The sequence below is a fragment of the Microbacterium gorillae genome, from assembly GCF_000826185.2.
In the GTDB taxonomy this organism is placed as follows: domain Bacteria; phylum Actinomycetota; class Actinomycetes; order Actinomycetales; family Microbacteriaceae; genus Microbacterium; species Microbacterium gorillae.
This window is the reverse complement of record NZ_LN648875.1, coordinates 52,274-77,610: the sequence shown is the minus strand read 5'-3', so window position 1 is coordinate 77,610 and position 25,337 is coordinate 52,274. Positions and strand designations below refer to the sequence as shown.

Sequence of the window (25,337 nt, the reverse complement as noted above, 5' to 3'; positions counted from 1 at the left end):
GTCCCACACGCCTCGTCCTCGTCCTCGTCCTCATCCGGAGTGAGCGACCCGGCGCGCGATAGGCTGGAACAAGCTCGGACGACCGAAGGAGACGACGTGGCTGGTCAGCGCGAGGTCGAGACGCCCGTCCTGGGGCCCATCCTCTCCGCAGCACTGGAAGTCTTCAACGAACATGGCTTCCACGGTGCATCCGTGCGGGAGATCGCGCGCCGGGCGGGTCTGACCGTTCCCTCCCTCTACTATCACTACGACAACAAAGAGGGCCTGCTACGCGCGGTCCTGATGTCCTCGCTCGAGCCCGTCGTCCGCGGCGTCGAGCGAGAGGCGTCCGAGGGTGAGGACCCGGCCGAACGGCTCGCCCGCGTTGTGGAGTTCATCGTCCTGTCGGTGACAAGCGCCCGCACGGCCGCGATCGACGCGGCCGAGTCGCGCTATCTCGGACCCGAGAACCACGCGCTCTACGTCGCGCAACGCGATCGGCTGGAGGGCTGCGTGCAGCAGATCCTGGCCGACGGTGCCGAGGCGGGCGTTTTCGTGATCGACGACATCTCCGAAACCCGCCGCGCCATCCTGGGGCTCACGCAGGCGGTGCCGCGCTGGTATCAGCACGGCGGCGGCAGCAGTCCTGCCGACGTCGCTCACCGCTACGCGCGACTCGTCCTCCGGATGGTGGGCTACCCGGTCCCGGCCGCCTGACATCGACCCACCCGTCGTTCCTGCCGCCTGACATCGACCCACCCGTCGTTCCCGCCGCCTGACGCCGACCACCCGTCGTTTCTTCTCGGGCTGGACAGTGCGATCGATGTGTGGTTATCTAGCGCTCGCTAAGTATGATCAAACCGCGTCGAGAGAAAGGACTCTCCATGGATGTCACAGGTGCAGTAGCGGTCGTCACCGGAGGAGCCTCGGGTCTGGGCCGGGCCACCGCGGAAGCGTTGCTCGCCGGAGGTGCGAAGGTCGTCGTCGTTGACCTGCCGCAGTCGAGCGGCCCGCAGTTCGAGGCGGACAATCCCGGTCGCGTGCGATTCGCGGCCGCGGACGTGCGCTCCGAAGAGCAGGTCGAAGCAGCTCTCGATGTGGCTGCAGAACTCGGCGAACTGCGGGTGGTGGTGAACTGCGCCGGACTGGGCCCGGCGACGAAGGTGGTCGGTCGTTCCGGCGTCCACCCGCTCGACGTCTTCCAGCGGGTCATCGACGTGAACCTGGTCGGAACCTTCAATGTCGTCCGGCTGGCCGCGGCTCGCATGCAGCAGCTGGACCGTGCCGACGCCGACGAGCGCGGAGTCATCATCAACACCGCGTCGGTCGCGGCGTTCGACGGTCAGATCGGCCAAGCCGCCTACTCTGCGTCCAAGGCGGCGATCGTCGGCATGACGCTGCCGATCGCGCGCGAACTCGCGGCTACGCAGATCCGCATCGTCACGATCGCTCCCGGTATCTTCGAAACCCCCCTGCTGGCGACGCTGCCCGAGGCGGCGCGCGACTCGCTCGGCAAGCAGGTCCCGCACCCTTCGCGCCTCGGTGCGCCCTCGGAGTTCGGGCTCCTCGTCACGCAGATCATCGCCAACCCGATGCTCAACGGCGAGACGATCCGGCTCGACGGTGCCATCCGGATGGCTGCGCGCTGACCTGTAGAGAGGTAACGACCATGATCACCACGAAGTTCACCGAGGCCTTCGGCATTGAGGCCCCCATCGTCCAGGGCGGGATGATGTGGGTCGGGCGGGCGGAGCTCGCCGCGGCCGTCTCGAACGCCGGCGCACTCGGCATCATCACCGGCCTCACCCCGGGATCGCCGCAACTCCTCCGCGAGGAGATCGCCCGGGCGCAGGACCTGACCGACAAACCCTTCGGGGTCAACCTCACGATCCTTCCCTCGATCTCACCGCCACCGTACGACGAGTACCGTCAGGTCATCATTGACAGCGGGGTCAAGATCGTCGAAACGGCCGGCTCCAACCCGGCACCGCATCTGCCGTTCTTCCACGACGCCGGCGTCAAGGTCATTCATAAGTGCACGAGTGTCCGGCATGCGGTGAAGGCGCAGGACCTCGGCGTCGACGCCATCTCCATCGACGGCTTCGAGTGCGCCGGCCACCCGGGTGAGGACGACATCGCCGGGCTCGTCCTCATCCCAGCGGCCGCCGACCGCATCGACATTCCGATGATCGCGTCGGGTGGGTTCGCAGACGGCCGCGGCCTGGCGGCGGCGCTGACACTGGGCGCTGACGGAATCAACATGGGCACGCGGTTCATGTCCACAGTCGAGGCCCCCATCCATCAGTCGGTCAAGGACCACATCCTGGCCGCCACCGAGCTGGATACGGAGTTGATCTTCCGTCCGCTGCGCAACACATCCCGGGTCGCTTCCAACTCAGTGAGTCGCGAGGTCGTCGAGATCCTCCGCAACGGCGGTCAGTTCCCCGACGTCCGCGAGCTCGTCGCCGGTGCACGGGGCCGCCTCGTTTACGAGCAGGGTGACCTCGAGGCCGGAATCTGGACCGTCGGTACCTCGCAGGGCCTGATCCGCGACATCCCGACCTGCGATGTGCTGGTCTCGCGCATCGTTGCGGAGGCGGAGGCGGTGTTCGCGCGCATGAACGCTCTCATGTCCCGCGCCTCCACGCCCACCTCGGGGGTCGACGCCTCCGCTCTCGCGGTCAGCGCTCGTTGAGCCGTCGACGCCGGGGCTGACACCACACTCCGGGGAGCCACGCTCGGTGGCACCCCGGAGAACCACTCACCGAACTCCACGACGGAGAAAGGCAGGCCACCATGGCAGAGACCGTGCTCGTCTCACAGGCTGACGGAGTCGTCAGTGTCACTTTCAACCGGCCAGACAGCGGCAACGCGCTGGATCTGCACACCGCTCGTCTCCTGGCGGAAGCGCTGGAAGCGGTCTCGTGGGACGCAACGGTCGCCGTCGTCCTGCGGGGCGCCGGTCGCGCCTTCTGCGTAGGCGGCGATCTGCGCGAGATGGTGTCCGCCCCGGATCGCGGTGCGCACCTTCAGGCCCTCGCCGGTCACGCACACCGGGCGGTCCGCGCGCTCGCGTCCGCCCCGGTCCCGGTGGTGGCGGTCGTGGACGGCGCGGCGGCCGGAGCCGGGCTCGCTTTCGTCCTCGGCGCCGATGTCGTCCTCGCGGGCGACCGCAGCCGTTTCGTCCTCGCTTACGGCGCGGTCGGCCTGACGCCGGACTGTGGTGCGTCCTGGTTCCTGCCCCGTATTGTGGGGCGGCGCCGGGCGTACGAGATCGCACTGACGAATCCCGTGCTCGACGGCGACCGGGCCGAGCGGGACGGCATCGTCACCCGGCGGGTCGGCTCAGACCAGCTCGAGGCCGAGCTCGACGCGCTGTTGGGGGTGCTCCGCGCGGGTAGCGGACCTGCGGTCGCGGGAGTGAAGGCCCTGCTTCTGTCCGCCGAGGAGCAGGACTCACTGGCGCGCCGTCTGGACGCCGAGGCTGAGTCCATCGCCCGCTTTGCGGGCGGCGAAGACGCTGGCCGGAGAATCGCCGCCTTCCTCGGCGACGCGGCGTAGCCTCGGTGTCGACGTCACACCGTGCGGCGCCGCTGCAGCTGCAGTGGCGGCTGCACCGGCGCGAAGTACGGCGCGACGATGTCCGGACCGACCAGTCGTAGCGACGAGGGGTTCCACCGCGGGCTTCTGTCACGGTCCAAGAGCTGCGCTCGGACGCCTTCGGCGAGTTCCGCACTGGCGAACGCTCGCACCGCGACGCGAAACTCGCGATCGAGGGACTGCTCCAGACTGCTGTCGTCCCTCGCCTCCCTGAGGGCGCGCAGCGCCAGGGTGAGCGCCGTGGGGGAGTGAGTCAGGATGGTCGCCGCCGCCTCCCGCGCCGCGGGAGCGGGGTGCGCCGACAGTCGCCGGATGATCGCCTCGACGTCGTCCCCGACATAGCATTCATCGATCCACGCCTGCGCGCCGGCCAGGGCGGCCGTCGGCGCGGGTGCTGTGTACCGGGCGATGCTCGCCTCCGGGCCGCCTGTCTCGAGGTCAGCGATCAACGAGGGAAGACACTCGCGGGGAACGAAGTCGTCGGCGAGCCCGAGCAGGATGGCGTCTCCGGGTCCGACGAGGCTGCCCGTGAGCGCGAGATGCGTGCCGGTCTCTCCGGCCAGCCGAGAGAGCACGTGGGTGAGGCCGACGTCCGGGATGAAGCCGATGCCCACCTCGGGCATGCCCAGTCGGGAGCCATGCGTGACGATGCGGTGACTGCCATGCGCGCTGAGCCCCATGCCGCCACCCAGCACGAGCCCATGCATGATGGCGACGTAGGGCTTGGGGTAGGTCGCGATCGCCAGGTTCAGCGCGTACTCGGTGCGAAGAAACTGCTCCGACGTGAACGGGGAATCGGGGTCCTGTGAGGCGCGAATGTCGCCGCCGGCGCACAGTGCCCGATCGCCGGCGCCCGAGAGCAGAATCGCGCAGACCTCGTCGTCCTCGCGCCATCGATCCAGGGTGTCCGTGATGGCCGTGATCATGCCGAATTCCAAGGCGTTCAGCGCCTCCGGCCGATTGAGCCGGATGTGGCCGACTCGGCCGTGGACCTCGCTGAGCACCCGTGGGTCGTCGAGTTGTCGTTCCATGAGCAGTCCTTTCGGAGTCGTTCCCAGACTAGACAATTTATCTAACGCTCGCTAAGTTGGTGTCCTCACCGCACGAAGGAGCAGCCATGCGTGAAGTCGTCATCGTCGACGTCGTCAGAACCGCCTCGGGGCGCGGAAAGCCGGGAGGAGCCCTGTCCGGCACGCATCCCGTCGATCTCTTGGCCACGGTCCTCCAGGCTCTCGTCGCCCGGACCGGAATCGATCCCTCCGCGATAGACGACGTCATCGGGGGGTGCGTGCAGCAGGCCGCGGAGCAGTCGACCAACCTCACTCGCAGCGCCGTCCTGGCTGCGGGATTCCCGGAGCACGTCCCCGCCACCACGATCGACCGGCAGTGCGGATCGAGCCAGCAGGCCGCCACGTTCGCGGCGCAGGCCATCATGTCCGGCTTCCAGGACATCGTTATCGCGTGCGGTGTGGAATCGATGAGCCGCGTCCCGATGGGGATCAGCACCCTCGGCAAGGACTTCGTGGGAACGAAGGTCCACGCGCGATACCCCGAGGGCCTCGTGAATCAGGGGATCGCGGCAGAGCTGATCGCCGCCCAGTGGGGGTTCAGCCGGGCCGAGCTCGACGAGTACGCCGCCCGCTCGCACGCCCTCTCGGCCGAAGCCGCTTCGAACGGTCTCTTCGACGATGAGATCGTGCCCGTGGAGGTCAACGATGCAGCCGGGGACTCCCGCACTCACCTCGTAGACGAGACCGTCCGCGCAGCCACGACGGTCGATGGACTCGGCGGACTGTCGCCCTCGTTCCGGACCGATCACTACGCCGAGCGCTTCCCGCAGATCCGCTGGACGATCACGCCCGGCAACTCCTCGCCCCTGACCGATGGTGCCTCCGCGGCGCTCATCATGTCCGCGGAGCGTGCGCGTGAGCTTGGGCTCCGGCCACGGGCGCGCTTCGTCTCCTTCTCGGTCGTCGGCGACGACCCGATTCTCATGCTCACCGGCCCGATCCCGGCCACGAACAAGGTGCTCGAGCGCGCGAATCTGACGATCGACGACATCGACGCGTTCGAGGTGAACGAGGCGTTCGCACCCGTTCCCCTGGCGTGGGCGAGAGAGACCGGAGCGCCGCTGGAGAAGCTCAACCCGCGGGGTGGGGCGATCGCCCTCGGGCACGCGCTCGGATCCTCCGGCACCCGGCTGCTCGCTACCCTCGTAAACCACCTCGAAGCCACGGGTGGCCGCTACGGCCTGCAGACCATGTGCGAGGGTGCCGGCATGGCCAACGCGACGATCATCGAGCGGGTGTGAAATGAGCCACGAAGTCCTCTACGAGTTGCGTGGCAACGTCGCGCTTCTCACTCTGAATCGCCCGGAGGCGATGAACTCCGTGAACGAGGCGCTGTCGAGTGCGCTCGGCGCGGCGCTCGAACTGGCCGCGTCCGACCCGGAGGTTCGGGCCATCGTGCTCACCGGCAGCGGTACCCGGGCCTTCTGTGCGGGAATGGACCTGAAGGCCTTCGCGCGCGGCGAGTCGGCCGAGGATCCGGAACACCCCGAGTGGGGGTTTGCGGGATTCGTCCGGCACGTGGTCGACAAGCCGGTGATCGCGGCCGTGAACGGGTTCGCCCTCGGCGGCGGTTCGGAGCTCGTCCTCGCCAGCGACCTGGCGGTCGCGGGGCGCTCGGTCAAGCTCGGCTTCCCCGAGGTGACGCGCGGCCTGGTCGCGGCAGCGGGCGGAGTCATTCGTCTCCCGCGGCAGGTGCCTCGCAAGCTGGCACTCGAGGCGCTGCTCACGGGCGAGCCCCTCTCGGCGGACAGGGCACTCGACCTCGGCCTGATCAACCGGGTGGTCGATGATGGCGAGGTGCTTTCGGCCGCGCTCGCTCTCGCTGAGAGCATCGCCGCGAACGCCCCCCTGGCCGTGCAGGCGTCGAAACGGTTCGTGCGAACAGCGGACGAATTCGGGTCTGACTGGGCCGACGACATCTGGGCCGCCCACGACTCGGTCATCATGCCCATCTTCACCTCTGACGACGCACGGGAGGGGGCGAAGGCCTTCGCTGAGAAGCGGTCACCCCAGTGGAAGGGGCGCTGAGACGGCGGCCGACCGCATCCTCCGGTGCACGGGGTTCAACGGAAGGCGGACTGGCCGGTGAGGACCTGGCCGAGGACGAGCGTGTGCATCTCGACGGTGCCCTCGTAGGTGAGGACGGACTCGAGGTTGACCATGTGGCGGATGACCGGGTATTCGAGGCTGATGCCGTTTCCCCCGAGGATCCCCCGAGCGGTGCGGCAGATCTCGATGGCTTCGCGCACGTTGTTGAGCTTGCCGATGGACACCTGCTCGGGGCGCAGCGTGTTCTGATCCTTGCGGCGGCCCAGGTGCAGGGCCAGGAGGTATCCCTTGATGTACTCCAACGACATGTCGGCGAGCTTCTGCTGGGTCAGCTGGAAGCCGCCGATCGGCCTCCCGAACTGGACCCGGTCGATCGAGTACCGGCGGGCCGCTTCCAGGCTGGAGCGGGCCGCTCCCAACGATCCCCACACGATCCCGAATCGCGCTTCGTTCAGGCACGACAGCGGACCCTTCAGTCCGCGGGCTTCGGGGAGCATCGCGGACTCGGGCAGCCGCACGCCATCGAGGATCAGCTCGCCGGTGGCCGAGGCGCGGAGGGAGAGCTTGTGCTTGATCTCCGGCGCGGAGAACCCGGGGGTGTCGGTGGGGACGACGAACCCGCGGATGCCGTCCTCCGTGTGCGCCCAGACGACGGCGACGTCGGCGTAGGGGGCGTTCGAGATCCACATCTTTCGGCCGTCGAGGATCCAGTCGGACCCGTCGCGGCGGGCGCGGGTCTGCAGGTTCGCCGGGTCCGAGCCGACGTCGGGTTCGGTCAGCCCGAAGCAGCCGATCGCCTCCCCGGCGGCCATCCGCGGCAGCCATTCCTGCTTCTGCTCCTCGGAGCCCCACCGCCAGATCGCGAACATCGCCAGCGACCCCTGGACCGAGACCAGCGAGCGCAGCCCGGAGTCGGTGGCCTCGATCTCCAGGCAGGCCAACCCGTACTCGGTCGCGGTCATGCCGGCACATCCGTAGCCGTCCAGGTGCATGCCCAGCACGCCCAGGGATCCCAGTTCCCGCGTCAGTTCCTTGATGTTGGGGATGCAGCCCTGCTCGAACCACTCCGCGATGTACGGTTCGGCGATCGCGTCCAACGTCTGGCGCACGGCCCCGCGAATCGCCTTCTCGTCCGCGCTGAGCAGGTCGTCCAGGCCCGCGGGGTCCGTGGGGTCGAGAACGGGCAGTTTGGTCGGGTCGACGTGGCTCATGAGGTTTCCTCCTGTCGCAGCCAGGCACGCACGGCCTGGGAGTGCTCGCCCAGGCGAGGGGGAGCGGTGTAGTCGGTGATGGGGGTGTCGGAGAACGTGACGGGATGCCGCACCTGGGCCGGAACGCCCGGCCCGACGTCGACCAGTGGCTCCAGCCCCAGCTCTGTCGCGAGGGCGAATCCGTCGGCGATCGTGCCGACCTTGCCGGCCGGAACCCCGACCGCGAGCAGCCTCTCCACCCACGCGTCGGTGGTGTCGGTGGCCAGCAGCGCACTCAGTGCGGCGACGAGAGCGGGGCGGTTCTGCACGCGCGCCGCATTCGTGATGAAGCGCTCATCGTCAGCGAGGGACTCGTCGCCGATGACGGTGCTGAGCTTGCGGAACTGTCCGTCGTTGCCGCAGGCCAGCGCGATCGGACCGTCCGCACACGGTAGTGACTCGTAGGGGGCGATCGAGGGGTGGGCGTTGCCCAGTCGGCCCGGCGCCGTCCCCGTCGCCAGATAAGACGACGCCTGATTGACCAGGGAACTCAGCAGGCTCGACAGCAGGTTCACCTCCACCCGCTGGCCCCGGCCGGTCGTCTCCCGCGCATGCAGCGCCGCCAAGATGCCCACGGTCGCGTCCTTCGAGGTCAGAACGTCCACGAGCGCGACGCCGACCTTCATCGGAGCGCCGCCGTCGGCGTCGGGTGCGCCGGTGATGGACATGAGCCCCCCGACCGCCTGGACGAGGAAGTCGTACCCCGGCAGGTGAGCGCCGCCCGCGTTGCCGAAACCGCTGATCGAGCAGTACACGGACCGCGGGTTCTCCCGACGGACGTCGTCATAGCCGAGACCGTATCGGTCCAGAGCTCCCGGGCGGAAATTCTCCACGACGACGTCCGCCCGTCGCGCCAACTCCCGCGCCAATGCGAGGTCGTCCGGATCCGAGAGGTCCAGGACGACGGACTCCTTGCCCCGGTTCGCGCTCTCGAAATACGCCGCGCTGTTCTCGGTCCACGGCGGGCCCCAGGCGCGGGTGTCATCTCCCGTTCCGGGACGCTCCACCTTGACCACCCGTGCACCCAGATCCGCCAGGGTCGCGGTCGCGTACGGCCCCGCGAGGACCCGGCTGAAATCGGCAACGAGGATGCCGTCGAGGGGGAGGTTCATGCCATCAGTCTCCGCGACGGATTCGATGAGCGGAAGGAATCAGTCGGACGGCCGCTTGGGTGGGTGGTCGTCGCGGCTGAATCCTCCGGTCGGTGACCCGACTCATCCTGGCGTTCTCGCGCGGGAACGTCGGTCGCGCAGCATAGCTATATCGTCGCAGAGACGATATAGCTATGCTGGTGTCGATCCGAAGGAGTACCGTCCATGCCCCAGCCTCTCTCTGCCGATGTCGTTCGCGGCGCGTCCGTCCTGATCTCGGGTGCCGCCCGCGGGATGGGCGAGCTGTACGCGCGTCGTGCCGTCGCCGCGGGCGCGACATCGGTCGCTCTGTGGGACATCGATGAGGTCGCCGCCACAGCCCTGGCCGCTGAGCTCGCGGCATCCGGTGTGGACGTCCGTGCTTACCGGGTCGATGTCTCGCAGTTGGAAGACATCCGCCGGGCCGCGGATCTGGTGCGCGCCGATCTCGGCGTCCCCGATGTCCTGATCAACAACGCCGGCATCGTGCGCGGTGCGCCGTTCTGGGAGCACGACCCGGAGCGCGACATCGAGGCGACCATGCGCATCAACACGCTCGCCGCGATGTGGCTCACCCGCGAGTTCCTGCCCGAGATGATCGCCGATCGGGCACGCGAGAAGCGCATCCTCAACATCGCCTCCGCGGCGGGAACGCTCGCCAACCCGAACATGAGCGTGTACGCCGCGTCGAAGTGGGCGATGATCGGGTGGAGCGACTCTCTGCGCCTCGAACTGCGCCGCAACGGGCATCGGCATATCGCCGTGACGACCTTCTGCCCGAGCTATGTCTCCACCGGCATGTTCGAGGGTGCGCGCGGCCCGCTGATGACGCCGATCATGACTCCGCGCCAGGCGACGGCGGCGGCCTGGAACGGGATGCGCCGGGGGGCACCGTTCGTCCTCCGACCCTGGACGGTCAAGTTCGCGATGGCGCTGCGCGGTGTCCTGCCCACTCGCGGATGGGACGTCGTCGCCGACAAGGTCTTCCACGTGTATTCCTCAATGGACCACTTCACCGGGAGGCGTCGATGACCGTCACCGCTCCGGGGGCCCAGTGGATCACCGACGCTTGGTCGGCCGATGACACGACGCCGCACACCCTGTACTTCCGCGGGCGACTGACCCTCGACCAGGCCTCCGTCGCGGCGATCGTCCGCACGTCGGCGCTGGGTTGGTACCGCCTGTTCGTGAACGGTGTCGACATCACCGGACTGGACCAGGTGCCCCGCTGGACGCCGTTCGCGCACTACGTCGAGTTCCAGGAGTACGACATCACCGCCGCGCTGGTGCCCGGCGAGAACACCGTCGACCTCGTGGTGTCGGAGGGGCGGTATCGCGGGTCCAACGGCGGCTACTCGATCCCGCGGATGTACGGAACGCGCCTGGCCGCGTACGCCGACCTGAACATCGAGCACCCCGACGGCACCCACACGAGCCTGGTCACCGACGCAACGTGGACGGTCAGCCGCGGCGAGGCGCGGGTGCTGTCCGCCGACCCCAAGTTCGGGGAGCGGGTCGATCTGCGTCTGCCGGAGCTGCCCGCGTTCGGCGGGGGCACCCGAGCTGTCCGGCACCCCGACCCGCAGCACGAACTGATCCCCGAAGAGACCGCCCGCGTCACGGCGGTCGGCACACTGCCGGGCCGGGTCTCACGCACTCCTGCCGGAGACCAGCTCGTCGACTTCGGACAGAACTTCGCCGGCGTCGCGCGGCTCCGCCTCTCCGGGCCCGCCGGCGAGCGCGTGATCGTGGGCTACAGCGAGGTCCTCACCCCCGCCGGGGAACTGGACACGAATTACCAGGAGCTGGGCGCCAGCAAGACCCTCGACGGTTGGTTCCAGCGCGACGAGATCGTGCTGGCGGGGGAGCCGGTCGACTACACGCCGCATCAGACCGTTCGCGGCTTCCGCTATCTGGTCGTCCGCGGACCAGCACAGGAGTTGCGCGACGAGGACGTGGAAGGCCTCGTGCTGTCCACCGACCTCGCGCAGCGCGCCACGTTCACCAGTTCGGACGATCGCCTGAACCGCCTGCACGAGAACGCCGTGTGGTCGCTGCGCTCCAACTTCCAGGACACGGCGATGGACTGCCCCACGCGCGAACGAACCGGGTGGACGGGCGACATCCAGGTCTTCGGTGCGACCGCGGCGATCCTGGTGGACGCCGACAGCTACCTGCGTCGGTACCTGCGCAACCTGCGTGCGGAGCAGTACCCCGACGGCCGCATCCCGAACGCGATTCCGCGTGAGCCCTCGCTGCTGGCCGGGATCGACGTCGGCCCCTCGCTCGCCGAATCCACCGGCTGGGGTGATGTCGCGACGATCCTGCCCACCGATCTGCACTGGTACACCGGCGACGTCGACGTGATCGCGCAGTCCTACGACGCGGCCCGGGCCTGGGTGGAGTTCCTGCGCGGACGCGCCGCTCGCCGCAACGGACGTCGCTTCCGCCGTCTCGGACATGCGCAGCGATACGTCATCGAATCCGGCTACGACTGGGGCGAGTGGCTGCGCCCCGGTGAGGATGCGGTGAAGACGGGCGGCGCGAACTTCCTCGGCGCGCTGAACGTGCCCGGATTCCACCCGCACAGCCAGATCGCGACGGCCTATTTCGCGCACTCGGCTCGACTGCTCGGCGAGATGGCCGCACTGCTCGGGCGGGACTCCGATGCTCGGCGATACGCGCGTCTCGCCCGTGAGGTCCGCGACGCCTGGCGTGCCGCGTTCGTCCGCAACGGCGGTGCGCGCATCGGGACCGACAAGCAGGATGACTACGTCCGGGCGCTCGCCTTCGGTCTGCTCGACGCCGCCGAGACGCGCCCGGCGGTCGACCGGCTGGTGGACCTCATCAACCTCGCCGACGGCCACCTGGGCACGGGGTTCCTCAGCACGCCGTTGCTGCTGGGTGTGCTCGCCGAGCACGGCCGCGCCGACGTCGCGTACCGCGTCCTGATGCAGACGACGAGCCCGTCCTGGCTCGGGCAGATCGAGAAGGGTGCGACCACCATCTGGGAGACCTGGGACGGCTACGACGGGAACGGCCAGGCGCACAGCTCGCACAACCACTACGCCTTCGGGTCGGTCGCCCGGTTCCTGCACGAGTACGTCGCCGGTCTGCGCCCCACGGCGCCCGGCTACGCGCGCATCCTGATCGCGCCGGTCATCGGGGGAGGACTCACCTCGGCCGCCAGCACCGTGATGACCCCCTTCGGTGAAGCATCCGCATCCTGGACGCTTCGCGACGGAGTCGTCGAGGTGACGGCGGTCGTCCCGGACGGGGTGACGGCGGACGTACGCCTCGGCGACGACCCGATCTGCCACCTCGAGGCAGGCGCGCACACGATTCAACGGGCCCACCCGGCCCTCCAAGCCTCGACGAACGGACTCCTCCGATGAACGCCACGACCACACCCCCCACCCCGAGGACAGACGGCCTTTTGCCCGGTTGGGCTCGCGTCGCCGCCGCCGCGCTCGCCGTGATCGCCGGACTGCTGACACTGCTGCTGTTCAACTCGTGGCCCTGGCTCACGCCGATCGCCGCCGGGCTCGCGATCTTCGTGCTCGTCACCGCACGTCGTCGCGGGCTTGCCGCGCGAGCGTGCTGGGCCGGTGCCGGAGTCCTGCTCATTGCGGCGATCTTCATCCAGGTTCACTACTGGTACCCGACGCTCGCCTTTCTCGGCATCGCGAGTGCTGCCGTCGGCCTCGTCGCCCTCGTCGCGGCGATCATCCGCATGTTCCGGCGCACCCTGCCGCGGCGTCGCCTGGCGTGGGTACGCCTGGTCGGCGCCGGCCTCCCGGTCCTCGCCCTCACTGTCGGTGTCGTGATCCTCGGCAGCTACGCGGTTGTGGCACCCGCTTCGCTGTTGGCCTCCGCCACCGGCGCGGTCAACAGCTCCCAGCCCCTGCAAACACCGTCGCAGAAGACTCTCTCGGACGGTACCCGGTACTTCGGCGACGTCCAGTATGCGAACCAGTATCCGAACAGCTTCCTCGACGTCTACTCGGCGGGGGACGCGACGGAGCCGCGACCGACCTATGTCTTCGTCCATGGCGGTGGGTACATCGCCGGCGACAAGATCACCGGCGACATCTACGCCTCCGGTGAGGCCCCGTTCGCGTACTACACCGCTTTCGTGCAGGCCGGCTTCAACGTCGTCTCGATCAACTACGCCTTCGCAGCGGAGTACCCCTATCCGACGCAACTGGTGCAGATGGGCCAGGCCGTGGGGTACGTCATCGACCACGCCGCCGAGTACGGCATCGATCCGACCCGGCTCTTCGTCGGGGGCAGCTCCGCGGGTGGCCAGATCGCCGGCCAGTTCGCGCTCGTGCAGACCGACCAGGCGTACGCCGCACGCATCGGTGTGCCGGCCGTGATGCCGGCCGCTTCTCTGCGCGGTGTCGTTCTGGGGTCATCGCTGCTCGAGCCGCAGCGCTTTGATGAGTCCGGGTCGCCCACGATCGATTGGCTGTGGAACATCGGGGGCCGCGCCGAGTGGGGAATCGACTATGAGACGAGCGAGACCGCCGCTCTCGCCTCCATCCTGGCGAACGTCACGGACGCCTACCCGCCGGTGTTCCTGACGGATGGCAACATCGCGTCCTTCTCCGAGCAGGCGATCCGCTTCGATCACCTGCTCACCGCTGCCCACCACGACCACGTGACGCTGCTGTGGATGGATCACCCGAGTCCGGTCCCGCACGGCTACGAGGTGGACCTGGCCACCCCCGAAGGCGAGACGGCCTTCCGGAAGACGATCGCGTTCCTGCGGAGTCACAGCGAGTGAGGGACGTCGCCGCCCCAGCGACGAATCGTCGGCTCCGCGGATGACCTAGGAGCCGGCGAGGGGGACGCCCGAGACCGAGGAGACGGCTCGCTCGGAGGCGGTGTCCAGGCTGCGGGCGAACTTGATCGCCAGGCGCTGGAAGTCCGCACGATCGGCGGCGTCCCAGTCGGCGAAAGACGCCCCATAAAGGGCATCCATCTGCGTGATGATCTTGTGCCCGGCGAGGCGACCCTGTTCGGTAAGCGCGATGACGATGGCCCGGTCGTCCTCAGGGTTGGGGCCTCGCGTCACGAGACCCGCATCCTCGAGCCGGCGCACGACCTTGGTGACGTTGGACGTGCTGGTCTGGATCGCCTCGGCCATGTCGGTGGCGCGCCCCGCACCGCGGTAGACGAGCTGGTTCAGCAGCAGGAAGGCGAGCAGGTCATCGGGGAGCGGGAACTCGATCGCCGCCATCAGCTTCTGCCGCAGCGAGGCCGAGTTCGCCCAGACCACGAGGGACTCGACGCTCGCCTCGAATCCGTCGGGGGCGACGAGCGAGGCACGATCCTCGCTGCTGAGCGGCGGTCGCGTGGCGATGTCCTTGTTGCGTGGCATGAATGTCCTCCACCCCGAATCGTAATCGTCCGGGCGACGACGATCGTGAGCGACCGCCCGTGGCGCCCGTCCGTCCGGGCGCCACGCGGGGTCACCGAGCGCGCAGCGGTGCGGTCACCTCGTGAACGCCGGGACCGAAGGTGTGCGTCTCGCCTTCGAGGTCGACATCCGCCTCGGTGCCCGCCGGGACCGTGACCGTGAGCCGGACGCTCTCACCGCTGAGCGTCCACGCCGACGCGGCCGGACCGAACGGTGTCTCGATGCGGACGGATGCCGAGGTGAGCCCGCCCCCGATCACGGGTGCGACGCGGATGCGACGGTAGCCGGCCTCGAGCGGTGCGAGACCCGCGATCCGCTCCTGCAGGAATTGGACGACCGCGCCGAACGCGTAGTGGTTGTGCGACTCGCTCGCGTTTCCCTTCTCGTCGTACCCCTCCCACGTCTCCCAGGTGGTGGTGGCGCCCCGCTCGACCTGGCCGAGCCACGAGGGACTGCTCGTCTGCATCAGCACGCGCAGGGCGACATCGGGGCGGCCTTCGTCGACGAGGGTTGACAGCAGCATCGGCGTGCTGAGAAACCCGGTGCCCAGGTGGCCGTCCGCCGCGTCGATGAGTTCCACCAGGCGTCCGAGCGCCCGACGGCGAGCGGCCTCGTCCTCGAGGAGGCCGAAGGCGAGGGCGCGCACGTAGTCGTCCTGCTTGTCCTCGCCGATGCGGGCACCGCCGTCTCGGACGAAGGCCGCGCGCCAGGCGCGGCGCACGTTCACCGCGAGGTCGCCGTACGTCGTGGCATCCTGCTCGTCGCCGAGCACGGCGGCGATCTGCGAGAGCAATCGGGCGGAGTTGGCGAAGTACGCCGTCGAGATCGCGTTGTTCGGATGAAGCGTGAGGTTGCGGGCGATGTCGGGAAGCATGGCGGTGCCCGGCCGCAGCCACTCGCCCCAGTGGTATCCGGTGTCGAGGATGTACTGCTCGAGATCTCCGGTGCCCCGCCGCAGCCGGCGCGCAAGGCGGCGCTTTCCGGCGGCGCGGCGGCGCATCTGGTCGACCCAGGCCTTCGCGCTGTCGTACTGGCGGGGGGGGCGGCGGGGGTCGCCGCGGGGCCCCTACAGGGGCCCCGGCGGCGCGCCGCCCCCACACCCCCCCCCCCCCACGTGTCCGCGAGCCCGGCCCGCCGGGGGGTTCCGGAGCCCTCGGGCCCCCCGCCGCAGCCGGCGCGCAGGGCGGCGCTTTCCGGCGGCGCGGCGGCGCATCTGGTCGCCCCAGGCCTTCGCGCTGTCGTACTGGCGGGTGAGGGTGTCGGTGTCGCCGCGGTACCAGTACAGGTTCCAGGGCAGCATGACCGCCACATCACCCCAGCCGACCGATGTGCTCGCGAGCCGGGCCAGCAGGATGTTCGTGGAGTGGCCGGGTGACTCCTCGGCCGGGATGATCGCCGGGATGCGTCCGTTCGGTGCCTGTTCGGTGGCGACGTTGCGCAGGTAGCGGCGCAGGAAGGGGGCGGAGTCGGCGAGTTGCAGCGCGGTGGGGCTGAAGATCTGGATGTCGCCGGTCCAGCCCGAGCGTTCTCGCGTCGGGCAATCGCTGGGAGTGTCGACGAAGTTCGAGCGCATCGACCAGAACGCGTTGTGCCAGAGCTGTTCCAGGCGCGGGTCGGACGCATGGAACTCGGCGATCGTGTCCATGCGACTCGACAGCACGAGACCCTCGACGTCGTCGGGCGTCAGATCGCGATCGACGCCGTGGACGGCGACGTAGCGGAACCCGTGGATCGTGAACCAGGGGGTGTAGTCGACCGGAACGCCGGCGAGGATGGCCTCGTCGCGTTGGAACCATTCGCCCCCGGCCCCGAGATCGAGCAGGTATTTCGTGTCGAGCTCGCCCGCGGGGGTGAGCACCTCGCTGTACTCAAGCTTCACCGTGCGGCCTGCGGGACCGGACAAGCGCACGCGCGCGACGCCGGCGAAGTTCTGGCCGAAGTCGATCAGCTGCACACCGGACGGCGTGCGCGACACGATGCCGGGGAGGGACTGCACGATCTGTGCCCGGTCGGTCTGCTCGGCGATGAGCCGTGGCGGGACGTCGTCGATGGCCGTTACGAGCGTCTCATTCATTGTGAGTCCGTCGACATGCAGCCAATCGGTCTCCGAGATGCGCAGGTCAACGCGCTCGCCGGTCTTCGGATCGGCGGTTCGGATGCGTCCGTCGCCGACTCGCCATGAGCCGTCCGAGCCGATCGTGACGTGCGTGCCGTCCGCGAGGTCAACCTCGAACTGGGCGAGGACGCCGAGCCGGTCGCCGTAGTTCGCACGCCGATGCAGCACGCCGAGGGTGCCTCGGTACCGACCGTCGGCGACGGCGATGCCGATGGCGTTGAGGCCTTCGCGGAACTGTTCGGTGACGTCGTACACCTGGTACTCGACGTACTCGGAGAATGGGGTCCACCGCGGGACCAGGGCGTGACCGGTGACATCGGTCCCGTTCACGAACAGGCGGTACCAGCCGAGCGCCGTCACGTACGCGCGGGCACGCACGACCGGCGCCGAGAGAGCGGCCCGGCCGCGGAAGTAGAGCGCCCGAGCATCCTTCTTGCGCTTGCCCGCCGGCGCCGGCGCGCCGATCCAGGACGCGGTCCACTCGTGCTCGTGCAGGATGCCGGTCTCGAACGTCGCGACGTCGCTCCACTCCGACACCCGGTCGTCGTCGTCCCAGGTGCGCACCCGCCACGCGTAGGTCGTGCGGGACAGGAGAGCGGGGCCCGCGTACGTTGCGCCGAACGCCGCATCGCCTGCGCGTCGGCCCGGGGCCCAGACGAGGTCGGCGGGGGCGAAGCCATCGCGGCGGCCGACCTGGACCTCGGCGGACGCGGCGGAGTGAGACGCCGTCCACGACAGCACGGGTCGGTCGCCATCGAGGCCGACCGGTTCGTACCGACCGTCTGTCCGCAGTGCGATGGGCGCGGCGGCCCGTGCGTCGTCCGCTGCGGAGCGTGGGGTGGTCGAGGTGGGGATGCTCATCGTGCGGTCTCCAGGTCTGCGCTGCCTGCAGCGGTGTCGGTGGCGTCTTCGAGGTCGAATTCGTCTTGCGCGTCTCGTCTGCGGAAGACGACCCACGCCCACACCAGGCCGATCGTCGACAGCACGGCGAGTCCGGCGTACACGCCCTGCACGCCGATGGTGTGCAACAGGGTGGGGGTGAAGACGGCGAGGATGGCGGCGGCGATGCGCGCGATCGAGATGATGCCGCCCTGCGCAGTGGTGCGCAGCAGGGTGGGGAACTGCTCCTGCGACCACACGCGCTGGATGCCCTCGAAGGCGAACGAGGCGCCGACGGCGTTGAACACGGTCGATGCGATGATCGACGGCACGGAGACGCCGAACACGGCCAGGGTGAGCGCGCTGGCGAGCAGCGCGACCGCGCCGACGGCGAAGTACCTCATGCGGTGGGGGCCGTCGGCGATCTTCATGAACCACACGAAGCCCAGGATCGTCAGCGGAATCGAGGGCAGCGCGATCAGGGTGGCGGTCGTGACGGACAGGCCACCCATCGTCACCATGATGTAGGTGAGGTACTGGCCGTTGGTGTTGCCCTGCAGGTTCGTGAGCGCGGAGAACACGATCAGAGCGACGAACGGCACGAGGAAGGGGGCCCGCAGCAGGTCGCGGAACCCGGCCCGGTCGGCGCGCACCGTGTGCACGCCCTGGGCGCGCTCCGCTCGGGCGGCCAGCCACCGACCCGATTCCGGAATCGAGAGGCGCGCGAGCAGGACGACGACGGCGACCGCCGCGACGTGAAGGAAGAGGACCTGCGCGCCGGGCCGGCCCAGGTCGCCGAAGACGGCGGCGAGGATGCCGTTGACGACGATGCCCGCCAGCCACAGCAGGTTCGTGAATCCGATGAGCCGGCCGCGGTTGTGGTCATCTGCGGCCTCCGAGATCGTGGCCAGGGACACCGGCAGGTCGGCGCCGGTCGCGAGCCCCACGAGGATCACGGCGCCGAGGATGAGGGGGTAGGTCGGAGCGAAGGCCAGCGCCAGCATCCCGACGATGATCGCAACCATCGTGACGGTGAACACGGGCCGGCGGCCGAATCGATCGCCGAGCCGCCCACCGATCAGCGCGCCCACCGCGATCGAGGCTGCGAGTCCGCCCGCTGCGCCGCCGACTTGGAGATCGGTCAGTCCGAGCGAGGACTGCAGGCTGATGATCGCCACGCTGAAGGAGGTGATCGCTGCCGCGTCGATGTAGGACGCCATGCCTGCGACGCTCGCCACCCACCAGGGGCGCTGCCCGAGGGGCCGCTTCTCCGTGCTCACTGCTTCTCCTTCGAAGGGTGATCGAGCTTTCATCGGCTCCGTGAGTATCGTCGTCAGAACGATTGATTCGGAATCATATACCAGATATCGTCGGCAAGACGATGATTCTTGCGGAACGGATGGACCGCCCGGGGAAGGAGGACGCCGTGGCTGAGAGCACCGCGGTGGGCGGGGAGTCGGACCTCCGGCGTGGGCGGTGGCAGTACGCGCTCATGGGTCTCGGTGTCAACGTGCTGAAACGGTTCTCGCCCGTGCGGCTGGAGAAGATCCTCGCCGGATCGGGATCGACGGCGGCGGCGACGACCTTCCCCGACCTCAAGCTTCTCGTCGAGTGTTCGGGCGGCATTCCCGGGGTGAGTCCGGCGCGCGTCATCGAGATGCATCCTCTGCTGGCGAGTGTCGCCGTCGAAGACGTCACGATCCCGGGGCCGCGCGGTGCCGTCGCCGGACGTGTCTACCACCCTCGCGATCCCGTCGGTGCCGTGTTCGTCTGGGTCCACGGGGGAGCGTTCATCTCCGGCGACCTCGACATGCCCGAGTCGCACTGGGTTGCGCTCGAGCTGGCCGATCGGGGAGTCACCGTCATCGCCCTGGACTACCGCAAAGCCGTGCGGGGCGTGCACTATCCCGTCCCTCTCGATGATGTCGTCGCGGGATGGCGATGGGTGGTGCGGACGATCGCCGACGGCGCTCCCTCCGCTGTGCACATCGGCGGCGCATCGGCGGGTGGCAACCTCGCGGCGGCGGCGGCCATGCGCCTGCGCGACAGCGGCGGCGACCGATTGCCGGCGTCCGTCGTCCTGGCCTATCCGCTCCTGCACAGCCATGCCGTCGCGTGGGACCCCATGCAACGTGCTGCTGCCGAGGTCGACCCCCGCGGCCTGCTGTTCAGTTCGCAGGACCTCGGCGAGATGGCGTGGAATTACGCCGGCACGACGGCGGCGTTGCAGGATCCCTGTGCGTTCCCGCCGAACGGCGATCTCGCCGGCCACCCGCCGCTGCTCGTCCTCACGTGTGAACACGACTCGCTCCGGCCCTCCGGTGAGGCGTACGCCGCGGCCGTCGCTGCTTCCGGGGCGCGGGTGGAGAGCGAGATGTCGGTGGGGGAGTACCACGGCATCCTCAACGAGCCGGCGTCTGCGGCGGGTGCACACGCGATCGAGCGGATCGCCACCTGGCTTCGCGGGTTCTGATCCTCGCCGGCGAGGGCGGCCGGGAGACGCCTGTGGTTGTCCCTCGTGCGGAGGGCGAGGGGGCGGCGTGCGGCGGACCCGGATCCCGACCTCGACCGCGCCCCCTGCGTGGTCGAGGTGATGCCGGACGGAGGCGATGAAGTGCCTGCGCAGCACCCCGAGCTGCTGCTTGGTGCGACAGCCGACGGGTGTCGGATTATCCCTGGACAGTGGCCAATTTTCCATACACAGGTTTGGGCCAGGCAGGGCGGTGCTACTGTGTTCTCCGCTACGCGTCACCGGCCCGAAATGGGCGGTCCGGAATCGCGTCCACGTCGGGGGAAGATTCGTCGTGCGTGGGTGCGGACGCCATCCCACAACACCACACAGGAACTCCCCGATGAAAAAGCTCACCAAAGCCACGATCGCCGCTGCGGCCGGCGTGGCCCTCCTCCTCGGCACCGGCGGCACGCTCGCGTACTGGAACACCACCGCACCGCTCGGCGCCAACACCACCATCACCGCCGGAAACCTCGAGGTGAAGCCGGGTGCGAGCAGCGCATGGACCCTCACGCGCGGCAGCGCCGCGCCGGTGACGGTCGACCCGGCCACCCTGCGCATCGTCCCGGGTGACAAGCTGACCTTCACCACCACCTTCGACATCGTCGCCGAGGGTCGGAACCTGTCGATGGAGGCCGGCGTCACGCCCGGCTCGATCGCCGCAGCCACCGCAAGTGACGTAGCGGACGTCGCCCTGGCGGCATACCTCGATGCGAACAAGACGGGCACGATCACGGTCGGCACGGCCACCCCGGTCGACATCACGGGTGCCCCGGTCGCCATCCCGGCGTCGGGCAGCGACGCTGTCCGGACCATCCCGGTGTCCGTCACCTACACCCTGGTCTTCCCCTACAGCGACACCGTCGCCGGTGCGGAGAACGCCGCCAAGACCGGTCAGGTGAACCTGAGCCAGTTCAGCGTCACCGTCCGCCAGACGGCCAACGGCGCCTGACCTCACGGCTCGGCCGGGCCGTGTGGGTCCCGGCCGAGCTGGGGTGACCCGGAGATATGAACGACATGAGCGATCGCGACGCGACGCCCACCCGACGCGCCCTGCGTGCGGGCGGACGGCGTGACCGGCACCGGCGGCAGCGCCGTGGCCTGGTCATCGCGATCCTCGGCGTACTCGGAACCACCGTCCTCGGCCTCGGCGCCGCCGGTGGCACGTACGCCATGCTCACCGCCACCGCCGATATCGGTGGACAATCGGCGATCACCGCGGGCACGGCGGCGTTGACGATCAACGGGACCGCGTCCGGTGCCACGCTCGCCGCGGTCGCGCCGGCTCCGGCCACACCGAAGCGCGTCGCGTTCCAGGTCAGCAACACCGGGGACGTCGCCCTCGCCCTCTCCAGCACCATCGCGGTGACGGCACCTGCTCCGGCGATCGTCGGGGTGACCCGGGCGATCGTCGCTCCGGTGGCAGACGCCGCAGCGTGCGCTGCCGGTCCCGCCGGAACGCCGGCGGCGATCAACGGACACACCGTCCCGACGCTGGCGACCCTGCCGGCGGGAGCCACCGCCTGGTACTGCCTTGAGGTGTCCATCGCTCCTGGGTCCTCGGCGGCCCTCGCCGGCCAGGACCTCACCTATCGGCTCACGATTGACGGGAGGCAGACGGCACCATGACCCGGAAGACCGTTCTCGCCCTGTCCCGTCGATTCGTTGTGACGTTCGTCGCATCCTTCGCCGCGATCGCCGTCATCTTCGGCGGCGGCGCCGCCGTGGCCTACTGGACCGCGACGAGCGCCGCGACCGGCGCCGTGAACACCGCGGCGGTGTCCATCGCACAGGACAAGTTCCCGCTCCTCGACAAGACCTACCGGAACAGCTCGATCACGGCCGCCGGCGCCACGACGCTCGCGAACGCGGGCAGCTTCACCGTCGCGAACACCGGCGAGATGGCGGGCTCTGCGACCGTCACGATCGCCGGTTCGGGCGGACTCGGGGCGAACCTGACGCTCCGCGCGTGGGTGAGCACCGCCGCCGCCCCGTGCGGGACGACCGTTCCCGGTAGCGGCGTCAGCACCGGGACCTGGGCGTCCACGACGATCGCGCCGTTCCCGCTCGCCGCCGGTGCCACGGCAACGGTGTGCGTGCTGACGACGGCCGAACGCGCGGCCACGGCCGCGACGTCCGGCACCGCCTCGGTCACGGGCACCGCCACGGTGAGCCTGAATGCCGACGGCTGGGTCGCCACCAGCGCCACCGCCGCTTCGACCCAGAAGACGTCGGCGATCTTCCCGCTCAGCGGTGCACCCGTCCCGGCGTCGGGTTCGCGCTGGGTGATGCTCGCGTCCGGAGTCAACTCGGCCATGTGCGTGGACACGTGGGACGGACAACAGGGTGTCGGAGCGATCACCCGGTCGTACAACTGCTTCGAGGCCGCCGGCATCGACCGCACCAACGCCAACCGCGCCTGGCAGCTGATCCCGGAGAGCGGGAGTTCAGACCGCTCTCTCGTGACGATCCGTCCCGCGCACGCCCCCGACAAGCGATTGGGGCTGGTGGGCGACAACGGGCCGGGAGTCGGTCTCATGGCGACGTCCGCGACGGAGACCGCCGAGAAGTGGTACATCCAGCAACGATCCGGCTCGGTGTACCAGTTGGTGAATGCGAAGAACGGTCTCTGTATGGCCATTCCGTCCAGCATCAGCCAGGACATCACCGTCGCCGAGTGTGATTCCTCGAACCTCGTGCAGGTGGTCCCTTCGGCACCGATCCAGCCCGGCATCACGCGCGTGGCCGCGACCGAGATGAAGATCGACCTCGGGTTCCACCGCCTCAACGTCAACGGGGTCAAGTACACCGCTCGGGTGCTCCAATCCGACGGCACGGCGGTCGGCACGTGCACCACTATGGGGCTGAACTACACGCCAACACCCGCCCAGCTCGGCGACGCGACCCGGACCGTGACGTGCACCGGCGTTCCGACGGGCACCTTCACCGTCGAGGTGGTCGCGGCCTCGGCCCCGACGCAGGTCATCTACAAGCTGAGCGTCACCGTGACGGCCACCAGCATGGTGCTGAACGGGGTGCTGGGATGACGCGCCGAACAGTGGCTCTGCTCGCGATCCTGTTCTCGCTCGCGCTGCCGGTCGTCGTCGCGGCACCCGCGTCCGCGGCGGACGACCTCATCGAGGTGTCCACGGACGGCGAGAACTTCTCCACCGATGTCCCGGAGGCCCTGTTCACCGACGTCGGACACGTCGTGCCGGGCGACGAGTACACGGAACCGCGGTGGGTGCGCAGCCTGGCACCGGATCCGGGACTGCTGCGCCTCGACCTCGTGAACGCCTCCACCGACGACATCGCCCTCGCGCAGACGATGGCCCTGGTGGTCGCGGTGGACGGACGCGAGGTGCGGCGCTTCCCCCTCGAAGACGCCCTTGACCACGAGTGCTTCGTCATCAGCGACGATGTCGTCCTCGAGCCCGGAGAGACGGCACGCGTGGACACCACGTTCGTGGTGGACCCCACGCTCGGGTCCCGCAGCGGTGACGATGGGCGGGCCGGAGTGCTCGGGGAGGTGACGTTCGGCCTGCGTGCCACGCTCAGCGACGCCACCGTGACGCCGAGTCCGGACGACCCCTGCGGGCAACCCACACCGGCACCCTCGCCCACCGCGACCGGCGGACCGCTGCCGACGACGGGGTCCGAGGCGCCGATCGCGCTGGTTGCGTTGGGGGCGCTCGCCCTCGGCGCGGGGACCGTCGCCGCTCTGCGCCATCGCCTCACGCGACGGCAGTCGGCCCATGGCTGAGACCGTGCCACCGCTCACCCGGCGCGAGCTCCGTGCGGCGCGCGAGGAACAGGACGCGACGAGCCTGCCAGGCGACGAGGAGCGGGTCGAGGCGCCGTTGTCGTCCGATTCGGTGGCGCCGATCAATCGGACCGCGGATCCCGCCCGTTCGGAGCGAGCCGACGTGCGAGGCGTGTTCGGCGCGATCGGACGCGGTCTGTTGGTCGGTGTCCTCGTGCTGCTGCTCGGAATCGCGGCCGCCGCGATCGTGGTGCCGGCGGCCGTCGGTGGCACGGCGCTGACGGTGATGACCTCGTCGATGGAGCCGACGCTTCCGGCCGGCACGCTCGTCGTGGTCCGCCCCACTGCCGCCGCCGACATCCGGGAGGGCGACGTCCTGACCTACCAACTGCACAGCGGTGAGCCGACACTCGTCACGCACCGCGTCGTGGAGCGCTCGCAGCTGACCACCGGCGAGTACCGGTGGGTCACGCAGGGTGATGCGAACCCGACGCCGGACCCGGACATCGTGCAGGAGGTCCAGGCGGTCGGCACCGTCTGGTACGCAATTCCGTACCTCGGATGGGTCAGCGCGGCGCTGACCGGGCCGTGGCGTGTGTTCGTCATCCCGATCGTCGTGATCGCCCTGTTCGGCTACGCCGCGTGGATGGTGATCGGGGCTCTGCGCGAGCGTGCCCGCGGCCGCGCGCGGTCCTGAAGCCGCCCGGTAGGGTGAGCGGCATGGGGAACATGATGATGGTCGTGGTGCTGGTCATCGCGATCGCCGCTCTCATTCTGGCGTTCGCCGCGATCGTGGTCGCGCTGACCGCGCGCGGACGGCGCGACAACCGACCGGCGGGCACGTTGCCGTCCGGCGCCGTGCTCAATCCCGGTCCGACCCCGGCCGCACCGCCGGCGTCGCCGGTCCAGCGCGTGTCGCTGGATACCGCTGACGTGTCGGACGAGGTGCTGCGCCTGGCACGCTCCGGACAGAAGATCCACGCGATCAAGCTGCTTCGCGAGCAGACCTCGATCGGCCTGGCCGACGCCAAGCGCATCGTGGAGAACCTTCCGCTCTGATCTGTTGCGAGTGCGATCGATCGGACATCACTCGAACACGGTGCAGTGCTCGCCCTTTCCGCGGCTTCCATCTCTCTCGTCATTCCAGTACCACTGGCCGAGGGGAACGGCGTCGGAATCGATGCTCGCGGGGGAGAACGTGGACGCAGCGACCGAAACGGTCTCCCACGGAGAGTCGGGCCGCGCGAAATGCACCACGACACCGGCGCGTGCTGGTCCGAGGTCGGCCAGCGGAGCGATGTCCGTCCACTGCTCCGCCGAAGACGAGTGGGCGGTCCACCTCGTGTCCTCGTCGGTGTCGCTGCACGTCACGTAGTCGATCGTGCCGTCGAAGTTCACCCGCACGGCCGCGTCGAATCTCGGCGTGCACCCCGCGAGCACGTACATGGCGCTGACCGCCAGCAGGGCGGTGGCGGCGGCTCGTCGGCGATGTCGCATGCGGTAAAACTAGGGAGCGCGCAGCGGGCGACGGAAGCGCAGGAACCTGATCGTGACATCACGATTC

At 69.4% G+C, this 25,337-nt stretch carries 24 protein-coding genes and 1 pseudogene; 16 read left to right on the top strand and 9 right to left on the bottom strand.

The annotated features are described in order from the left end of the window. Window positions 1-39: 39 nt before the first annotated feature. From BN1193_RS09845 to BN1193_RS09830, 4 genes are all read left to right on the top strand, one after another. Window positions 40-696, top strand: a complete 657-nt coding sequence (locus tag BN1193_RS09845) for a TetR family transcriptional regulator (RefSeq protein WP_230206478.1) — start codon at window positions 40-42, stop codon at window positions 694-696. A gap of 167 nt (window positions 697-863) precedes the next feature. Continuing rightward, on the top strand, window positions 864-1,628 hold the full coding sequence (locus tag BN1193_RS09840) for a 3-hydroxyacyl-CoA dehydrogenase (RefSeq protein ID WP_040166077.1): 765 nt from the start codon (window positions 864-866) through the stop codon (window positions 1,626-1,628). 20 nt (window positions 1,629-1,648) lie between these two features. Then, a complete protein-coding gene (locus BN1193_RS09835) occupies window positions 1,649-2,674 on the top strand; it encodes an NAD(P)H-dependent flavin oxidoreductase (protein ID WP_052460630.1) in 1,026 nt (341 codons plus the stop codon). A gap of 101 nt (window positions 2,675-2,775) precedes the next feature. Continuing rightward, window positions 2,776-3,540, top strand: coding sequence for an enoyl-CoA hydratase-related protein (locus BN1193_RS09830; RefSeq protein ID WP_040166075.1), 765 nt, complete (start codon window positions 2,776-2,778; stop codon window positions 3,538-3,540). Between the two features lie 14 nt (window positions 3,541-3,554). Here BN1193_RS09830 and BN1193_RS09825 read toward each other — a convergent pair whose 3' ends face one another. Beyond that, window positions 3,555-4,610: a 3-hydroxyisobutyryl-CoA hydrolase gene (locus tag BN1193_RS09825; RefSeq protein WP_052460629.1), complete on the bottom strand. Its 1,056-nt coding sequence runs from the start codon at window positions 4,608-4,610 to the stop codon at window positions 3,555-3,557. A gap of 86 nt (window positions 4,611-4,696) precedes the next feature. Between BN1193_RS09825 and BN1193_RS09820 the strand changes: the two genes are divergently transcribed. After that, on the top strand, window positions 4,697-5,890 hold the full coding sequence (locus BN1193_RS09820; protein WP_040166073.1) for a thiolase family protein: 1,194 nt from the start codon (window positions 4,697-4,699) through the stop codon (window positions 5,888-5,890). A 1-nt stretch (window position 5,891) separates the two neighbouring features. Continuing rightward, window positions 5,892-6,677 carry a crotonase/enoyl-CoA hydratase family protein gene (locus BN1193_RS09815; RefSeq protein ID WP_040166071.1) on the top strand — a complete coding sequence of 262 codons (786 nt, stop codon included), beginning with the start codon at window positions 5,892-5,894 and terminating at the stop codon, window positions 6,675-6,677. Window positions 6,678-6,712: 35 nt separating this feature from the next. On the opposite strand, the gene BN1193_RS09810 is transcribed toward BN1193_RS09815, so the two are convergent. Both BN1193_RS09810 and BN1193_RS09805 read right to left on the bottom strand, forming a co-directional pair. Next, window positions 6,713-7,909: an acyl-CoA dehydrogenase family protein gene (locus BN1193_RS09810; protein ID WP_040166069.1), complete on the bottom strand. Its 1,197-nt coding sequence runs from the start codon at window positions 7,907-7,909 to the stop codon at window positions 6,713-6,715. Then, window positions 7,906-9,060 carry a CaiB/BaiF CoA transferase family protein gene (locus tag BN1193_RS09805; protein ID WP_040166067.1) on the bottom strand — a complete coding sequence of 385 codons (1,155 nt, stop codon included), beginning with the start codon at window positions 9,058-9,060 and terminating at the stop codon, window positions 7,906-7,908. The genes BN1193_RS09810 and BN1193_RS09805 overlap by 4 nt, the downstream gene beginning before the upstream one ends. A gap of 204 nt (window positions 9,061-9,264) precedes the next feature. Between BN1193_RS09805 and BN1193_RS09800 the strand changes: the two genes are divergently transcribed. Genes BN1193_RS09800 through BN1193_RS09790 form a run of 3 tightly spaced genes read left to right on the top strand, consistent with a single transcriptional unit; the run spans window position 9,265 to window position 13,867 of the window. Next, window positions 9,265-10,110, top strand: a complete 846-nt coding sequence (locus BN1193_RS09800; protein ID WP_040166065.1) for an SDR family NAD(P)-dependent oxidoreductase — start codon at window positions 9,265-9,267, stop codon at window positions 10,108-10,110. Continuing rightward, entirely contained in the window at window positions 10,107-12,473 is a 2,367-nt protein-coding gene (locus BN1193_RS09795) for an alpha-L-rhamnosidase (RefSeq protein ID WP_052460628.1), read from the top strand. Before BN1193_RS09800 ends, BN1193_RS09795 begins: the two co-directional genes overlap by 4 nt. Beyond that, window positions 12,470-13,867 carry an alpha/beta hydrolase gene (locus tag BN1193_RS09790; protein WP_141396673.1) on the top strand — a complete coding sequence of 466 codons (1,398 nt, stop codon included), beginning with the start codon at window positions 12,470-12,472 and terminating at the stop codon, window positions 13,865-13,867. The genes BN1193_RS09795 and BN1193_RS09790 overlap by 4 nt, the downstream gene beginning before the upstream one ends. 45 nt (window positions 13,868-13,912) lie before the next feature. Here the strand turns inward: BN1193_RS09790 and BN1193_RS09785 are convergent, their stop codons facing one another. From BN1193_RS09785 to BN1193_RS09770, 5 genes and pseudogenes are all read right to left on the bottom strand, one after another. Further along, window positions 13,913-14,464 carry a MarR family transcriptional regulator gene (locus BN1193_RS09785; RefSeq protein ID WP_052460627.1) on the bottom strand — a complete coding sequence of 184 codons (552 nt, stop codon included), beginning with the start codon at window positions 14,462-14,464 and terminating at the stop codon, window positions 13,913-13,915. 91 nt (window positions 14,465-14,555) lie between these two features. Continuing rightward, on the bottom strand, window positions 14,556-14,816 hold the full coding sequence (locus tag BN1193_RS18425) for an alpha-L-rhamnosidase C-terminal domain-containing protein (protein ID WP_268259561.1): 261 nt from the start codon (window positions 14,814-14,816) through the stop codon (window positions 14,556-14,558). Window positions 14,817-14,828: 12 nt separating this feature from the next. Continuing rightward, a pseudogene (locus tag BN1193_RS09780) lies at window positions 14,829-15,548 on the bottom strand (alpha-L-rhamnosidase-related protein); the annotation flags it as partial. Between the two features lie 21 nt (window positions 15,549-15,569). Next, window positions 15,570-17,480: a family 78 glycoside hydrolase catalytic domain gene (locus BN1193_RS09775; protein WP_040166061.1), complete on the bottom strand. Its 1,911-nt coding sequence runs from the start codon at window positions 17,478-17,480 to the stop codon at window positions 15,570-15,572. Further along, window positions 17,477-18,778, bottom strand: coding sequence for an MFS transporter (locus BN1193_RS09770; protein ID WP_040166059.1), 1,302 nt, complete (start codon window positions 18,776-18,778; stop codon window positions 17,477-17,479). The genes BN1193_RS09775 and BN1193_RS09770 overlap by 4 nt, the downstream gene beginning before the upstream one ends. Before the next feature lie 146 nt (window positions 18,779-18,924). Here BN1193_RS09770 and BN1193_RS09765 point away from each other — a divergent pair, with 146 nt between their 5' ends. The 7 genes from BN1193_RS09765 (at window position 18,925) to BN1193_RS09735 (ending at window position 24,832) form a co-directional block, all read left to right on the top strand. Beyond that, window positions 18,925-19,971, top strand: a complete 1,047-nt coding sequence (locus BN1193_RS09765; RefSeq protein ID WP_195907842.1) for an alpha/beta hydrolase — start codon at window positions 18,925-18,927, stop codon at window positions 19,969-19,971. Window positions 19,972-20,350: 379 nt separating this feature from the next. Beyond that, window positions 20,351-20,962, top strand: a complete 612-nt coding sequence (locus tag BN1193_RS09760) for an alternate-type signal peptide domain-containing protein (RefSeq protein ID WP_040166057.1) — start codon at window positions 20,351-20,353, stop codon at window positions 20,960-20,962. Between the two features lie 65 nt (window positions 20,963-21,027). Next, entirely contained in the window at window positions 21,028-21,639 is a 612-nt protein-coding gene (locus tag BN1193_RS09755) for a hypothetical protein (protein WP_141396672.1), read from the top strand. Next, a complete protein-coding gene (locus BN1193_RS09750) occupies window positions 21,636-23,057 on the top strand; it encodes an RICIN domain-containing protein (protein WP_040166054.1) in 1,422 nt (473 codons plus the stop codon). The genes BN1193_RS09755 and BN1193_RS09750 overlap by 4 nt, the downstream gene beginning before the upstream one ends. Further along, entirely contained in the window at window positions 23,054-23,773 is a 720-nt protein-coding gene (locus BN1193_RS09745) for an LPXTG cell wall anchor domain-containing protein (protein WP_141396671.1), read from the top strand. Before BN1193_RS09750 ends, BN1193_RS09745 begins: the two co-directional genes overlap by 4 nt. Next, window positions 23,766-24,470 (top strand): signal peptidase I, encoded by a 705-nt coding sequence (locus BN1193_RS09740; RefSeq protein WP_094770420.1) that lies wholly within the window; start codon window positions 23,766-23,768, stop codon window positions 24,468-24,470. The genes BN1193_RS09745 and BN1193_RS09740 overlap by 8 nt, the downstream gene beginning before the upstream one ends. A gap of 23 nt (window positions 24,471-24,493) precedes the next feature. Beyond that, entirely contained in the window at window positions 24,494-24,832 is a 339-nt protein-coding gene (locus tag BN1193_RS09735; protein ID WP_040166051.1) for a ribosomal protein L7/L12, read from the top strand. A 27-nt stretch (window positions 24,833-24,859) separates the two neighbouring features. On the opposite strand, the gene BN1193_RS09730 is transcribed toward BN1193_RS09735, so the two are convergent. Beyond that, window positions 24,860-25,270 (bottom strand): hypothetical protein, encoded by a 411-nt coding sequence (locus BN1193_RS09730; RefSeq protein WP_141396670.1) that lies wholly within the window; start codon window positions 25,268-25,270, stop codon window positions 24,860-24,862. Between the last annotated feature and the right edge of the window lie 67 nt (window positions 25,271-25,337).

Coding starts and splice junctions, on each gene's coding strand:
- BN1193_RS09840 (WP_040166077.1), top strand. CDS start 864: ATGGATGTCACAGGTGCAGTAGCGGTCGTCACCGGAGGAGCCTCGGGT.
- BN1193_RS09835 (WP_052460630.1), top strand. CDS start 1,649: ATGATCACCACGAAGTTCACCGAGGCCTTCGGCATTGAGGCCCCCATC.
- BN1193_RS09830 (WP_040166075.1), top strand. CDS start 2,776: ATGGCAGAGACCGTGCTCGTCTCACAGGCTGACGGAGTCGTCAGTGTC.
- BN1193_RS09825 (WP_052460629.1), bottom strand. CDS start 4,610: ATGGAACGACAACTCGACGACCCACGGGTGCTCAGCGAGGTCCACGGC.
- BN1193_RS09820 (WP_040166073.1), top strand. CDS start 4,697: ATGCGTGAAGTCGTCATCGTCGACGTCGTCAGAACCGCCTCGGGGCGC.
- BN1193_RS09815 (WP_040166071.1), top strand. CDS start 5,892: ATGAGCCACGAAGTCCTCTACGAGTTGCGTGGCAACGTCGCGCTTCTC.
- BN1193_RS09810 (WP_040166069.1), bottom strand. CDS start 7,909: ATGAGCCACGTCGACCCGACCAAACTGCCCGTTCTCGACCCCACGGAC.
- BN1193_RS09805 (WP_040166067.1), bottom strand. CDS start 9,060: ATGAACCTCCCCCTCGACGGCATCCTCGTTGCCGATTTCAGCCGGGTC.
- BN1193_RS09800 (WP_040166065.1), top strand. CDS start 9,265: ATGCCCCAGCCTCTCTCTGCCGATGTCGTTCGCGGCGCGTCCGTCCTG.
- BN1193_RS09795 (WP_052460628.1), top strand. CDS start 10,107: ATGACCGTCACCGCTCCGGGGGCCCAGTGGATCACCGACGCTTGGTCG.
- BN1193_RS09790 (WP_141396673.1), top strand. CDS start 12,470: ATGAACGCCACGACCACACCCCCCACCCCGAGGACAGACGGCCTTTTG.
- BN1193_RS09785 (WP_052460627.1), bottom strand. CDS start 14,464: ATGCCACGCAACAAGGACATCGCCACGCGACCGCCGCTCAGCAGCGAG.
- BN1193_RS09775 (WP_040166061.1), bottom strand. CDS start 17,480: ATGAGCATCCCCACCTCGACCACCCCACGCTCCGCAGCGGACGACGCA.
- BN1193_RS09760 (WP_040166057.1), top strand. CDS start 20,351: ATGAAAAAGCTCACCAAAGCCACGATCGCCGCTGCGGCCGGCGTGGCC.
- BN1193_RS09755 (WP_141396672.1), top strand. CDS start 21,028: ATGAGCGATCGCGACGCGACGCCCACCCGACGCGCCCTGCGTGCGGGC.
- BN1193_RS09750 (WP_040166054.1), top strand. CDS start 21,636: ATGACCCGGAAGACCGTTCTCGCCCTGTCCCGTCGATTCGTTGTGACG.
- BN1193_RS09745 (WP_141396671.1), top strand. CDS start 23,054: ATGACGCGCCGAACAGTGGCTCTGCTCGCGATCCTGTTCTCGCTCGCG.
- BN1193_RS09740 (WP_094770420.1), top strand. CDS start 23,766: ATGGCTGAGACCGTGCCACCGCTCACCCGGCGCGAGCTCCGTGCGGCG.
- BN1193_RS09735 (WP_040166051.1), top strand. CDS start 24,494: ATGGGGAACATGATGATGGTCGTGGTGCTGGTCATCGCGATCGCCGCT.
- BN1193_RS09730 (WP_141396670.1), bottom strand. CDS start 25,270: ATGCGACATCGCCGACGAGCCGCCGCCACCGCCCTGCTGGCGGTCAGC.